Below are 12245 nucleotides of genomic sequence, written 5' to 3' on the forward strand. Positions count from 1 at the left end.
CGGTGATCACACCACTGCCCCGTAGAGCAACAGGACTGAGCAGGCGTCAGACGGAAGCTCCGGAGTCCGCCCCAGCGACCGCCGCCGCGGGCAGTACCGCTCCGGTCGACTTCTTGCCCCGGCGGAGCCGCTTCTCCAGCCAGCTCGCGAACGTCGTCAGGGCGAAGTTGATGGCGATGAAGATGACGGCCACGATCGTGAAGCTGGCGATGGTGTTGGCGCCGTAGTACGAGCTCATCGGCGAGACGGACGCCAGCAGCTCGGGGAAGGTGAGGACCGCGCCACCGAGCGCCGTGTCCTTCACGATCACGACGAGCTGGCTGACGATCGCCGGCAGCATCGCGGTGACCGCCTGCGGCAGCAGGATGAACCGCATCACCTGGTTCTTGCGCAGACCGATCGCCAGCGCGGCCTCCCCCTGCCCCTTCGGCAGGGACAGGATGCCCGCCCGGACGATCTCCGCGAGGACCGAGGCGTTGTAGAGGACCAGGCCCGTGACCACGGCGTACAGCGGACGGTCGTCCGAGCTGACGTTCGTGTATTCGGCGAACAGGGCGAGGCCGAAGATCATGAGGACGAGCACCGGGATGGCCCGGAAGAACTCCACCACGACCGCGGCCGGGAGCCGTATCCAGGCATGCTCCGAGAGCCGTGCGATGCCGAGGACCGCACCGAGCGGCAGCGCGATGAGCATCGCGAGGGCCGCCGCCTCGAGCGTGTTCTGCAGACCCGGCCAGATGTACGTCGACCACGCCTCCGTGCCGCCGAGGTACGGCTTCCACTTGTCCCAGGCGAGCTGGTCCTTGTCGTTGAGGCCGGTGATCACCCACCACAGCACGGCGGCCGCGACGACCAGGAACGCCACCGTGTAGAGGACGTTGCGCCGCTTGGCCCGGGGGCCCTGGGCGTCGTAAAGGACGGAACTCATCGCTTCACCGCCACCTTCTTGCCCACCCAGCCGAGAATCAGGCCGGTCGGCAGCGTCAGACACACGAAGCCGAAGGCGATCACCGCGGAGATCAGCAGGAGCTGGGCCTCGTTCTCGATCATCTTCTTCATCAGCAGGGCCGCCTCGGTGACACCGATCGCCGCCGCCACCGTGGTGTTCTTGGTGAGGGCGATCAGTACGTTGGTCAGCGGGCCCACGACCGAGCGGAACGCTTGGGGCAGCACCACCAGCGTGAGGACCTGGGTGAAGCTCAGACCCAGTGCACGGGCCGCCTCCGCCTGTCCGACGGGCACGGTGTTGATGCCCGCCCGCAGCGCCTCGCACACGAACGCCGAGGTGTAGGCGGTCAGGCCCAGCACGGCGAGCCGGAAGCCGATGACTTTGAAGTCGGTCGCGCCGAGCTGGACGCCGAGGGTGTCCTTGAGGCCCAGCGCGGTGAACAGGATGATCACGGTCAGCGGGGTGTTCCGCACGATGTTCACGTAGGCGGCCCCGAAACCGCGCATCACCGGGACCGGGCCGACCCGCATGGCGGCCAGCACCGTGCCCCAGATCAGGGAGCCGATCGCGGAGAGGACGGTGAGCTGCACCGTCGTCCAGAACGCTCCCAGCAGGTCGTAGTGATCAAGAAAGTCGAACATGAAGTCCCGCGCTTCCGCGTGTCGGACAGGCCCGGTGCGCCGCCCCCCGAGGGACGGCGCACCATGTCAGGCCCGGATTACTTGACGATGTTGCCGATCTTCGGCGCGGGCTCGTTCTTGTAGTTCGCGGGGCCGAGGTTCTTGTCCACAGCCTTCTGCCACGAACCGTCCGAGACCATCTTCTCCAGGGCGGTGTTGATCTTCGCCTTGAGGTCGCTGCCCTTCTTGACGCCGATGCCGTAGTTCTCGTTCGTCATCTTGAAGCCGCCGAGCTTGAACTTGCCCTTGAAGGCGGCCTGCGAGGCGTAACCGGCGAGGATCGAGTCGTCGGTGGTGAGCGCGTCGACCGCACCGCTCTGCAGACCCGACAGACAGGCCGAGTACGTCGGGTACTCCTGGAGGTTGGCCTTCGGGGCGAGCTTGTCGTGGACGTTCTGCGCCGAGGTGGAGCCCGCCACCGAACACAGCTTCTTCGAGTTCAGGTCCTTGGGCGCCTTGATGCCGCTCTCGTCGGCGCGCAGCAGCACGTCCTGGTGGGCGAGCAGGTACGGGCCGGCGAAGTCGACCTTCTTCTCGCGCTCGTCGTTGATCGAGTACGTGGCGGCGATGAAGTCGACGTCACCGCGCTGCAGCATGGTCTCGCGGTCGAGGCTCTTCGACTCCTTCCACTCGATCTGGTCCGCGCTGTAGCCGAGCTCCTTGGCGACGTAGGTGGCGACGTCCACGTCGAAGCCGGTGTATCCCTGCGGCGTCTTCTGACCGAGACCGGGCTGGTCGAACTTGATGCCGATCTTGATCTTCTTGCCGCCGGAGGAACCGCCGTCCTTCTTGTCGTCCTTGCCGCAGGCAGTGGCGGAGACGGCGAGGGCGAGGACGACGGCCGTGGCCGCGGTGACCTTGCGGAGCTTCATGGTGAACATCCTTTGCGTGGTGAAGAGATGCGGACCGAGGTCCGTGAAGCGGACCGCCGGCGGCCCGTGAAGCGGACCGTCGGCGGCCCGTGAAGCGGACCGTCGGCGGCCGGTGACGTGGATCGCCGGTGGCGGTGACGTGGGGCGTCAGTGGTGAAGGATCTTCGACAGGAAGTCCTTCGCCCGGTCGCTGCGCGGGTTGTTGAAGAACTGCTCCGGCGCGGCCTCTTCGACGATGCGGCCGTCGGCCATGAAGACCACCCGGTTGGCGGCCGACCGGGCGAAGCCCATCTCGTGCGTGACGACGACCATCGTCATGCCGTCCTGGGCGAGCTGCTGCATGACCTCCAGGACTTCGTTGATCATCTCGGGGTCCAGGGCCGACGTCGGCTCGTCGAAGAGTATGACCTTGGGGTCCATGGCCAGCGCGCGCGCGATCGCGACGCGCTGCTGCTGGCCGCCGGACAGTTGCGCGGGGTACTTGTCGGCCTGCGCGCCCACCCCGACCCGGTCGAGCAGTTCCCGGGCCCGTTCCTCGGCCTTCTGCTTGTCCTTCCGGCGGACCTTGATCTGTCCCAGCATCACGTTCTCGAGCACCGTCTTGTGCGCGAAGAGGTTGAAGGACTGGAAGACCATGCCGACGTCGGCGCGCAGCCGGGCCAGCTCCTTGCCCTCCTGGGGCAGGGGCTTGCCGTCGATCAGGATCTCGCCCGAATCTATGGTCTCCAGGCGGTTGATGGTGCGGCACAGGGTGGACTTTCCCGACCCCGAGGGGCCGATGACCACGACGACCTCGCCCCGGGCGATGGTCAGGTCGATGTCCTGGAGCACGTGCAACGCGCCGAAGTGCTTGTTGACGCTCTTCAGGGCGACCAGTTCGTCGGTCGCGGCCACCGCGTCCTTGACCATCGATACTTCGGTCATTGCTGACTTGCTCCGTCCTCACTTGGTTGCGGAGGACAGTAGTGAGTCACAGCACAGACGTCATTACATCTGAGGGAGATCTGAGCATCACAATCCGGTAGCGGTCGGACACATGTCGTATTCGGCGTGCGACGAGACGTACCGGCTGGATAACGGAAGACGTTTACAACAGGAATCCTCTTGACGCCGTCCTTGTTCGTCGGCGTCACTGCCTTGGTGCACGCGCGCGTGTGCTCGCGTTCGCATGCAGGACGCCTTTCGGAGCAGAACAACAGCAGGCCGTTGTACGGGCTGGGGGCAACCAGGGTCCGTAGGGCCGGGAATCAGGAGGAGGCCGGCATGAGATTGCTCCTCGTCGAGGACGACAACCACGTGGCGGCCGCCCTGTCCGCGGTGCTGTCCCGGCACGGCTTCGACGTCACGCACGCCCGCAGTGGCGAGGAGGCCTTGCAGGCGCTGGTTCCGGAGGGCGCCGGCTTCGGTGTCGTCCTGCTCGACCTGGGCCTGCCCGACCAGGACGGCTACGAGGTGTGCGGCAAGATCCGCAAGCGCACCAGCACTCCGGTGATCATGGTCACCGCGCGTTCCGACGTCCGCTCCCGTATCCACGGCCTCAACCTCGGCGCCGACGACTACGTGGTCAAGCCGTACGACACCGGGGAACTGCTCGCCCGCATCCACGCCGTCGCCCGGCGCATCCCGCACCAGGACGACACCGGCTCCACCCGGACCGCGCTTCACCTCGGCCCCGTGCGTATCGAACTCCCCACCCGCCAGGTCAGCGTGGACGGCTCGCTGATCCAGCTGACCCGCAAGGAGTTCGACCTGCTCGCGCTGATGGCACAGCGCCCTGGTGTGGTGTTCCGTCGTGAGCAGATCATCAGCGAGGTGTGGCGCACCAGTTGGGAGGGGACCGGGCGCACCCTGGAGGTGCATGTGGCCTCGCTGCGCTCCAAGCTGCGCATGCCGGCGCTGATCGAGACGGTGCGGGGCGTCGGCTACCGGCTCGTCGCCCCGGCCGCTTAGCGGGTACGCGTGCGCGCACGACTGCTTCCGCTGCTCATCGTCCTCATGGCGGCCGTGCTGCTCGCGCTCGGCGTGCCGCTCGCGGTGAGCCTCGCGGCGGCGGAGCAGCAGCGCGTCGTCGTCGACCGCATCGACGACACCGCGCGCTTCGCGGCCCTCGCGCAGTTCGTCACCAACCGGCCCACCGGCTCCCGGGTGGGCGTCACGGACGAGCGCGGCGAGACCCTGCGCAAGGAACTCGCCATGTACTACAGCGTCTACGGCATCCGGGCCGGGGTCTTCTACCGCGACGACATGCCCATGGCCAACGCGCCTGAGAACTGGTACCTGCCCGGGGTGGGAGAGGGCCGTGACGCCTTCAACGAAGCCCTGCTCGGGCGCCGCAGCCACGACCCCGAGCAGGTCTGGCCGTGGCAGGACAGCGGGCTCGTGGTCGCCTCCCCGGTCATCCGTGACGGTGACGTCGTCGCGGTCGTCGTCACCGACTCGCCCACCGGGCAGCTTCGTTCGAGGATCCTCGACGGCTGGCTGCTCATCGGGGCCGGTGAGAGCGCCGCGATGCTGCTCGCCGTGGGGGCGGCGCTGCGGCTGACCGGCTGGGTGCTCAGGCCCGTACGGATCCTGGACGCCACGACCCACGACATCGCGACCGGCAGCCTCAAGTCCCGGGTCGCGGCGGCCGGCGGGCCGCCGGAGCTCCGGCGGCTGGCTCGGTCCTTCAACGAGATGGCGGACAACGTCGAAAGCGTTCTGGAGCAGCAGCGTGCCTTCGTCGCCGACGCCTCCCACCAGTTGCGCAACCCGCTGTCAGCGCTGCTGCTGCGCATAGAGCTGCTCGCCCTGGAACTGCCCGAGGGCAACGAGGAGATCGCCTCGGTCCGCACGGAGGGCAAGCGCCTCGCACAGGTCCTGGACGACCTGCTCGACCTTGCGCTCGCCGAGCACGCCGAGGCGGACCTCCAGATCACCGACATCGGTGCGCTGGCCGCCGAACGCGTCGCGGCCTGGGGCCCGGCCGCCAAGGCCAAGGGCGTACTGCTGACCGGGAGCTGCCCGGCCACCACCGCCTGGGCCGACCCGGTCACGCTGTCCAGCGCGCTGGACGCGGTCATCGACAACGCGGTGAAGTTCACACCCGGGGGACAGCGCGTCGAGGTGCGGGTCGAGGCGAGCGGCGAGACCGCCACGGTGGTGGTCACCGACGGCGGTCCCGGACTCGGCGACGAGGAGCTGGCCCGCGTCGGCGACCGGTTCTGGCGCAGCCCGGCGCACCAGAACATCAAGGGATCGGGGCTCGGCCTGTCGATCTCACGGGCGCTGCTGGCGGCGGGCGGCGGGTCGATCGCGTACGCGCGCCACGAGCCGCACGGGCTGAAGGTGACGGTGACGGTTCCGCGGACGGTGACGTACGTCAGCCGGGACGGCGGGTGACAACGCCCCTGCCGTCCCCGATCCCACTGTCCGCAGCTACGGCTTCACGGACTGGTAGTACCGTCGCGCGCCCACGTGCAGCTCCAGCGGATCCGTGTAGATGGCCGAGCGCAGGTCCACCAATTGGGCCGCGTGGACCTGGGCGCCGATGCGGTCGCGGCTGTCGATCACCGCGCGGGTGAGCTTCTCGGTGAGGTTCGCGTTCATGTCCTCACGGGTCACCAGGATGTTGGCGACGGCCAGGGTCTGCACGGAGGAGTCGCCGCTCTCGGTCAACGGATAGGCGTCGGCGGGCATCACCGCGGCCCGGTAGTAGCGCGAGGCGCCGCCCTGCGCGTGCAGTTTCGCCACCAGATCGCTGCCGATCGGCACCAGCCGGATCCCGAAGCCCTTGGACAGTTCCGTGATCGCGCCGGTGGGTAGTCCGCCCGACCAGAAGAACGCGTCGGCCCGGTGCTGCTTCAGCAGGGCGGGCATGGTCCCGATGCCGTCGGACAGCGGTGTGATGTCCGTCTTCGGATCGAGCCCGGCCGCCGTGAGCACATGGTCGGCGATCAGCCGCACTCCCGAGCCGCCGGGCCCGACGGCGACCGTGCGGCCCTTCAGGTCCGCCACGGACTGCACGGGAGACGAGCGCGGCACCACCAGGTGCACATAGTCGTCGTACAGCCGTGCGCAGCCGCGCAGTCGGTCGGCACCCGGCTTGTTCTCCAGCGTGTACGCCTCCACCGCGTCGGCCGCCGCGATCGTGAAGTCGGCCTTGCCCGTGGCCACCCGCCGCACGTTCTCCTGCGACCCGTCGCTGTTCAGCAGCCGTATGTCCAGCTCCGGCAGGTCCTTGGCGATCGCGTTCCGCAGCAGGACGCCGTATTTCTGGTAGACGCCGGTCGGGGTGCCGGTGCTCAAGGTGACCGTGCCGTGCGGGGGATTCGCGCCGATCGGCAGCAGCCACCACAGCAGCAGCCCGAAGACCGCGCACGCGGCCGCGGAGCCCAGCAGCGCGCGGCGCCTGCCGATACGGGGGAACACCTGGAGCATGCGCGCGATCCTGCCAGCCCGCACACACCGCTGACCAGGGCAGGGGTCACATCGGGAACACGAAAGGGGACCGGCGCCGGTGGCCGGTGGGGCCACCGGACGTGCCTTCTCCCGGCGGCCTTGTGGCCTGACACGTCGCGAAGCCCCCGGGCCGGCTACATCGGATGCCCGGATTCGGGCGGTTGCGGCAGGTCGAGTTCGCGCTCCAGGTCGTCCAGCGCGCGGCGGACCGTGGCGATGCGGTCGCGCAGTGCGGACGGCTGTGGCGCCTCGGGCTGCTGCGCCGTCTCCAGGTCGCGGGCCTCGTCGAGGGAGTTGATGACGACGCCGATCAGAACGTTGACGAGGACGAAGGAGGCGAGCAGGACGTACGAGGCGTAGTACACGATGCTCCAGCGCGAGACCTCCAGGCCCGCGTGGACCGCGTCGCCGATCCCGTCCAGGGTCATCAGCAGGAAGAGGGTGAGGACGGCGCGGCCTATGGAGCCGTAGTGCTCGGGGTCGGCGCGGGCGAAGAAGACCCAGCCGACCATGGCGTACACGTACAGCAGCAGGGCCCCGACCATCAGGAAGCTCAGGGTGCCGGGCAGACTGCGGACCACCGCCACCATCACGATGCGCAACTGGGGCAGGAAACGGGCGGTACGCAGGACACGGGCCAGCCGCAGGAGTCGCAGGACCGTGGTGTTCTCGCGGAACACCGGCAGGAACGCGCTCACCACGACGGCGAGGTCGAACAGGTTCCACGGGTCGCGGAAGAAGTCCGCCGGACGGTCCGCGTGGGCCGCGAGCCGCAGCAGGATCTCCACGGTGAACGCGGCGACGCAGATGTGCTCGGCGAGCCGTAACCAGTGCTGCCAGTCGTCGGCCACACCGCTGTACGTCTCCAGGCCGAGGAGCCCGGCGTTCACCAGAATCAGCGCGAAGACGGTGACGGCGAACCAGCGCGTCCCGGTGAGGGCACGGCATCGCCGCGCCAGTGTCTCGCGGGCGGAGGGCCGCCCGGCGGTCACGTCCGTCATCCTGCTCGTCTGTCCCTCCGTGCCGCACGAGGCCGCCGACCGGGGTGACGGGCGGGCCTGCTGAGCGATCTTGCTTCTGGAGAGACTTCTACAGCACTGTGGATCGTGTGGTCACGGGTGGTGGGCCGTCGGCGGGCGCGGGCGACCGAGCCCGCCGTCCAGGGCTACCCCGCCTGTTCGGCCCGACCGTCGGCGCGTCAGGGGCTGGCGCCGTCGTACCCGTAGCTCAGCGGCTCGCTGCGCGCGCCGAATCGACGCCGGTAGACATACAGCGCCGACACCTGTGCGCCGCCTGCCGGAGCCTCGGCCCGGCAGGGGTAGGTCACCTGCAGCACCGAGGGCCGACCCGCGACCTGCATACGCAGGCCGTCGGCCGGCCCTCCAGCGAGTACCGCCGTTTCCCACGGCGTAGAGACATGGGGGTCCATGTCTGCACTTTAACGGTTGCGCAATACCTTAATTGTTGTGCGCGGCCTCGGAGTTGCTGTGAGCTGCATCACTTGACTCGTCCGTCGGCAGGTGCAGCCCGGGTTCGCCCTCCGCTCCCAGAGGTCGGGGCGCGGGGCTCCGGCGGCCGATGATGCCGCCCAGTCGCGCCGCCAGGGGCTCGGTGTAACGGGCCGTCAGGGGACCGAGGATGACCAGGATCAGGACGTACGCCGTCGCCAGCGGGCCGAGCGAGGGCTCGATGCCCGCCGCCACCGCGAGCCCCGCGATGACGATCGAGAACTCACCGCGCGCCACGAGCGCACCGCCCGCCCGCCAGCGGCCCTTGACGGAGATTCCGGACCGGCGTGCCGCCCAGTACCCCGTCGCGATCTTCGTCAGTGCGGTGACCACGGCCAGCGCGAGCGCGGGCAGCAGTACCGGAGGGATGCTGTTCGGGTCGGTGTGCAGCCCGAAGAAGACGAAGAACATCGCGGCGAACAGGTCCCGCAGCGGGCTGAGCAGTGTGTGCGCGCCCTCGGCGACCTCCCCCGACAGGGCGATGCCGACCAGGAACGCCCCGACCGCCGCGGACACCTGGAGCTGCTGGGCTATGCCGGCGACCAGGATCGTCAGACCCAGCACGACCAGCAGCAGCTTCTCCGGGTCGTCACTGGAGACGAATCGCGAGATGACCCGGCCGTAGCGGACGGCCACGAACAGGACGAGCCCGGCCACCCCCAGCGCGATCGCCAGCGTCAGACTGCCGGCGGCCAGACCCGCGCCCGCGACCAGCGCGGTGATGATCGGGAGGTAGACGGCCATCGCCAGGTCCTCGAGGACGAGGATGCTGAGGATCACCGGTGTCTCACGGTTGCCGACCCGGCCCAGGTCGCCCAGTACCTTGGCGATGACACCCGAGGACGAGATCCAGGTCACGCCCGCGAGGACCACGGCGGCCACCGGGCCCCAGCCGAGCAGCAGCGCGGCGATCGCGCCGGGCAGGGCGTTGAGCGCGCAGTCGACCAGGCCCGACGGGTAGTGCGTCTTGAGGTTGGAGACGAGATCGCTGGCCGTGTACTCCAGGCCGAGCATCAGCAGCAGCAGGATGACGCCGATTTCGGCGCCGGTCGCGACGAACTCCTCGCTCGCGCCGAGCGGGAGCAGCCCGCCCTCACCGAAGGCCAGACCCGCGAGCAGGTACAGCGGGATGGGGGAGAACCGCAGCCGGGCGGCGAACCGGCCGAGCAGGCCGAGGGCGAGGATGATGGAACCGAACTCGATCAGTAGGACAGCAGAGTGCACCCCTTCACTCCTGCCCGAGGATCGCCACGGCGGCGTCCACGCCCTCGCGGGTGCCGATCACGATGAGCCGGTCGCCGCCCGCGAGGCGGAAGTCCGGCGTGGGCGAGGGAATCGCCTCGGCGCGGCGCAGCACCGCCACGATCGACGTCCCGGTCTCGGTCCGCATCCGGGTGTCACCGAGCAGCCGCCCGTTCCAACGGGACGTGGCAGAAACCTCGATGCGCTCGGCGACCAGTCCCAGGTCGGTGGTGTACAGCAGGCTGGCGCTGTGGTGGGACGGCTTGAGGGCGTCGATCAGCGCCCCCGCCTCGGAGCCGGACAGGCGCAGCGACTGGGCGCAGGAGTCGGGGTCGTCGGCTCGGTACACGCTCACGGTGCGTGCGCCGTCCCGGTGAGCCACCACCGACAGATGGCGGTGTTCTCGCGTCACGAGGTCGTACTGGACCCCGATGCCCGGCAGCGGCGTCGTCCGGAGGCGTGGAGCAGACACGTTTCTTCCCTTGCTCATGGTTGTACGGGTGTACATACAAGGCTGCCATGCTGTCATTGCTCGTACGGTGTTCACATGGGTGTCATGACGGATGGACGCGGAGGGCGGACGGCGGGGAAGGTCACCGGGGCGGTGGTGTGGCCGTCGGTCGGTGACGGTCCGTCCGGCGACCTGTGGGCCAAGGGCAGTTGGCGGTCCGGTGGCGGGCCGGGGGCGACAGTGCCGATGGGAGGCGGTCGCTGATGCCGGTGCCGACCCGCGTCCTCCTCGCCGACGACCACGCGCTCGTACGCCGTGGCGTACGTCTCATCCTGGACGCCGAACCGGACCTCGCGGTCGTCGCCGAGGCCGGTGACGGCGCCGAGGCCGTGACACTGAGCCGGACCACGGACGTCGACCTGGCGGTGCTGGACATCGCCATGCCGAGGATGACCGGACTGCAGGCGGCCCGCGAACTCTCCCGCAGACTCCCCGACCTGCGCATCCTCATCCTGACCATGCACGACAACGAGCAGTACTTCTTCGAGGCGCTCAAGGCGGGCGCCTGCGGCTACGTCCTGAAGTCGGTCGCCGACCGTGACCTGGTCGAGGCGTGCCGGGCGGCGGTGCGCGACCAGCCGTTCATCTACCCCGGCGTCGAGCGGGCCCTCGTACGTACCTACCTCGAGCGCCTCCATCGAGGCGACGGCCTGCCCGAGCGGACCATCACCGACCGCGAGGAGGAGATCCTCAAACTGGTCGCCGAGGGCCACACTTCCAAGGAGATCGGCGAACTCCTCTTCATCAGCGTGAAAACGGTCGAGCGGCACCGCGCGAACCTGCTGCAGAAGCTGGGCATGCGCGACCGCCTGGACCTCACGCGCTACGCGATCCGAGCCGGCCTGATCGAGCCCTGACCCTGCCCTGATCCAGCCGCCGGCGGTGGACGGCGCCCCTTTGTCCTCCCGCTCGGGACACGGCTTGTCATCGCCGTCACCGACGCGCAGCTCCGGTTTCCGCACGCCGTGACGTGGGCCGCCTACGGTGGATACATGAGCGAGATCGTCGTCTACGAACTCGACAGGCCGGTGGCAACGCGCCCCTCCCCGGGGTCGCCGAGTGGGGCGGAACGGCGCGTCCGCAAGGTTCACGCGGCCCCCGCGGCCCCCGGCTCGCGCACCATCGCGGGACCGCGCACCCTCTGCGGCAAGGACACCTTCGCCATGGAGGCGGCCCACGGGGAGCCCTCCGCACACCCTGAAGGGCCCTGGTACCCCACGGAGTACGCGTCCCTGGTCTGCCCGGAATGCGATGCCGTGATCGAAACCTGACCGGTGTCAGTGGGCCATGATCGGCCCTGCCGAGGGATAGGGACGTTCCTTGGGCAGCAGCGTCAGAGCGCCCACGGCCGCGACGACCGAGATCACCGCGCAGGTCACGAAGGCGTTGCCGAACCCGCCGAGCGAGGGCATGTCACTCTCCAGGCCGGCGCCCGCGACGGCCGTGACCACCGCGATGCCCAGCGAGGCGCCGAGTTCGTGGGCGGTGTTCACCAGGCCCGAACCGAGTCCCGCGTCCAGGTGGCCCACGCCGTGCATCGCGCTGGTGACGGCGCAGACGAACCCGACACCGAGACCGAAGACGAGCAGGACGAACCCGGGCAGGACCTCCGCCCAGGCGTTTCCGCGGTCGACGCCGGACAGGAGCAGGCCGCCGACCGCGGCGACTCCGAGGCCCGAGGCAGCGGTCACCCGCCAGCCGAACCGGGTCACCGCCCGGGAGGCCAGGTGTGCGCCGATCGTGGTGGCCAGCGCCGCCGGCAGGAACATCAGGCCGGTGCGCAGCGCGCTGTAGCCCAGCACGTGCTGGAGGTAGAGCGAACACAGGAAGAACCCGGAGATCAGTACGCTCTCCATCGCGGAGGACGTCGTTCCGGCGGCCCGGCTGCGCGAGTACCACGCCAAGATCCTCGGCCGCGTCGAAGCCGTCCTCGAGCGCGGTCAGCAGGAGGGGGCTTTCCGCACGGATCTCCCCACGAGCTGGCTGGTCACCACGTTCTACAGCCTGTTGCACGCAGCGGCGCTCGAAGGCGAGCACCGGCAC

At 69.4% G+C, this 12245-nt stretch carries 15 protein-coding genes and 1 pseudogene; 6 read left to right on the forward strand and 10 right to left on the reverse strand.

Annotated features, from left to right (window positions below; genetic code table 11):
* Positions 1-46: 46 nt before the first annotated feature.
* From ACWDEX_RS29615 to ACWDEX_RS29630, 4 genes are all read right to left on the reverse strand, one after another.
* Positions 47-928 carry an amino acid ABC transporter permease gene (locus ACWDEX_RS29615; RefSeq protein WP_450467428.1) on the reverse strand — a complete coding sequence of 294 codons (882 nt, stop codon included), beginning with the start codon at positions 926-928 and terminating at the stop codon, positions 47-49.
* Positions 925-1590 (reverse strand): amino acid ABC transporter permease, encoded by a 666-nt coding sequence (locus ACWDEX_RS29620; RefSeq protein WP_450467430.1) that lies wholly within the window; start codon positions 1588-1590, stop codon positions 925-927. Before ACWDEX_RS29620 ends, ACWDEX_RS29615 begins: the two co-directional genes overlap by 4 nt.
* 77 nt (positions 1591-1667) lie before the next feature.
* On the reverse strand, positions 1668-2501 hold the full coding sequence (locus ACWDEX_RS29625; protein ID WP_450467431.1) for a glutamate ABC transporter substrate-binding protein: 834 nt from the start codon (positions 2499-2501) through the stop codon (positions 1668-1670).
* Positions 2502-2648: 147 nt separating this feature from the next.
* Entirely contained in the window at positions 2649-3425 is a 777-nt protein-coding gene (locus ACWDEX_RS29630) for an amino acid ABC transporter ATP-binding protein (RefSeq protein WP_450467433.1), read from the reverse strand.
* A 339-nt stretch (positions 3426-3764) separates the two neighbouring features.
* On the opposite strand from ACWDEX_RS29630, the gene ACWDEX_RS29635 reads away from it, so the two are divergent.
* Both ACWDEX_RS29635 and ACWDEX_RS29640 read left to right on the forward strand, forming a co-directional pair.
* Entirely contained in the window at positions 3765-4451 is a 687-nt protein-coding gene (locus tag ACWDEX_RS29635; protein ID WP_450467434.1) for a response regulator transcription factor, read from the forward strand.
* 9 nt (positions 4452-4460) lie between these two features.
* On the forward strand, positions 4461-5882 hold the full coding sequence (locus tag ACWDEX_RS29640; RefSeq protein WP_450467436.1) for an ATP-binding protein: 1422 nt from the start codon (positions 4461-4463) through the stop codon (positions 5880-5882).
* Positions 5883-5918: 36 nt separating this feature from the next.
* Here ACWDEX_RS29640 and ACWDEX_RS29645 read toward each other — a convergent pair whose 3' ends face one another.
* The 5 genes from ACWDEX_RS29645 to ACWDEX_RS29665 all read right to left on the reverse strand — a co-directional run bounded on the left by ACWDEX_RS29645 (position 5919) and on the right by ACWDEX_RS29665 (position 10163).
* Positions 5919-6920 carry a TAXI family TRAP transporter solute-binding subunit gene (locus ACWDEX_RS29645; protein WP_450467437.1) on the reverse strand — a complete coding sequence of 334 codons (1002 nt, stop codon included), beginning with the start codon at positions 6918-6920 and terminating at the stop codon, positions 5919-5921.
* Between the two features lie 155 nt (positions 6921-7075).
* Positions 7076-7942 (reverse strand): ion transporter, encoded by an 867-nt coding sequence (locus ACWDEX_RS29650; protein ID WP_450467438.1) that lies wholly within the window; start codon positions 7940-7942, stop codon positions 7076-7078.
* 197 nt (positions 7943-8139) lie between these two features.
* Positions 8140-8370: a hypothetical protein gene (locus ACWDEX_RS29655; RefSeq protein WP_450467439.1), complete on the reverse strand. Its 231-nt coding sequence runs from the start codon at positions 8368-8370 to the stop codon at positions 8140-8142.
* 28 nt (positions 8371-8398) lie between these two features.
* Positions 8399-9673, reverse strand: a complete 1275-nt coding sequence (locus ACWDEX_RS29660) for a cation:proton antiporter (protein ID WP_450467440.1) — start codon at positions 9671-9673, stop codon at positions 8399-8401.
* Positions 9674-9677: 4 nt separating this feature from the next.
* A complete protein-coding gene (locus ACWDEX_RS29665; RefSeq protein WP_450467441.1) occupies positions 9678-10163 on the reverse strand; it encodes a cation:proton antiporter regulatory subunit in 486 nt (161 codons plus the stop codon).
* Between the two features lie 75 nt (positions 10164-10238).
* Between ACWDEX_RS29665 and ACWDEX_RS29670 the strand changes: the two genes are divergently transcribed.
* From ACWDEX_RS29670 to ACWDEX_RS29680, 3 genes are all read left to right on the forward strand, one after another.
* Entirely contained in the window at positions 10239-10406 is a 168-nt protein-coding gene (locus ACWDEX_RS29670) for a hypothetical protein (protein ID WP_450467443.1), read from the forward strand.
* Entirely contained in the window at positions 10406-11059 is a 654-nt protein-coding gene (locus tag ACWDEX_RS29675; protein WP_450467444.1) for a response regulator, read from the forward strand. The genes ACWDEX_RS29670 and ACWDEX_RS29675 overlap by 1 nt, the downstream gene beginning before the upstream one ends.
* A gap of 135 nt (positions 11060-11194) precedes the next feature.
* Entirely contained in the window at positions 11195-11473 is a 279-nt protein-coding gene (locus tag ACWDEX_RS29680; protein WP_450467445.1) for a hypothetical protein, read from the forward strand.
* 6 nt (positions 11474-11479) lie between these two features.
* Here ACWDEX_RS29680 and ACWDEX_RS29685 read toward each other — a convergent pair whose 3' ends face one another.
* Positions 11480-12058 (reverse strand): MFS transporter, encoded by a 579-nt coding sequence (locus ACWDEX_RS29685; RefSeq protein ID WP_450467446.1) that lies wholly within the window; start codon positions 12056-12058, stop codon positions 11480-11482.
* Here ACWDEX_RS29685 and ACWDEX_RS29690 point away from each other — a divergent pair.
* Positions 12057-12152, forward strand: a pseudogene (locus tag ACWDEX_RS29690) (hypothetical protein); the annotation flags it as partial. The gene ACWDEX_RS29685 and the pseudogene ACWDEX_RS29690 overlap by 2 nt on opposite strands.
* Positions 12153-12245 lie beyond the last annotated feature (93 nt).

The organism is Streptomyces sp. NPDC001020 (assembly GCF_053599115.1).

Coding starts and splice junctions, on each gene's coding strand:
- ACWDEX_RS29685 (WP_450467446.1), bottom strand. CDS start 12,058: ATGGAGAGCGTACTGATCTCCGGGTTCTTCCTGTGTTCGCTCTACCTC.
- ACWDEX_RS29675 (WP_450467444.1), top strand. CDS start 10,406: ATGCCGGTGCCGACCCGCGTCCTCCTCGCCGACGACCACGCGCTCGTA.
- ACWDEX_RS29620 (WP_450467430.1), bottom strand. CDS start 1,590: ATGTTCGACTTTCTTGATCACTACGACCTGCTGGGAGCGTTCTGGACG.
- ACWDEX_RS29615 (WP_450467428.1), bottom strand. CDS start 928: ATGAGTTCCGTCCTTTACGACGCCCAGGGCCCCCGGGCCAAGCGGCGC.
- ACWDEX_RS29655 (WP_450467439.1), bottom strand. CDS start 8,370: ATGGACCCCCATGTCTCTACGCCGTGGGAAACGGCGGTACTCGCTGGA.
- ACWDEX_RS29625 (WP_450467431.1), bottom strand. CDS start 2,501: ATGAAGCTCCGCAAGGTCACCGCGGCCACGGCCGTCGTCCTCGCCCTC.
- ACWDEX_RS29670 (WP_450467443.1), top strand. CDS start 10,239: ATGGGTGTCATGACGGATGGACGCGGAGGGCGGACGGCGGGGAAGGTC.
- ACWDEX_RS29635 (WP_450467434.1), top strand. CDS start 3,765: ATGAGATTGCTCCTCGTCGAGGACGACAACCACGTGGCGGCCGCCCTG.
- ACWDEX_RS29645 (WP_450467437.1), bottom strand. CDS start 6,920: ATGCTCCAGGTGTTCCCCCGTATCGGCAGGCGCCGCGCGCTGCTGGGC.
- ACWDEX_RS29680 (WP_450467445.1), top strand. CDS start 11,195: ATGAGCGAGATCGTCGTCTACGAACTCGACAGGCCGGTGGCAACGCGC.
- ACWDEX_RS29630 (WP_450467433.1), bottom strand. CDS start 3,425: ATGACCGAAGTATCGATGGTCAAGGACGCGGTGGCCGCGACCGACGAA.
- ACWDEX_RS29650 (WP_450467438.1), bottom strand. CDS start 7,942: ATGACGGACGTGACCGCCGGGCGGCCCTCCGCCCGCGAGACACTGGCG.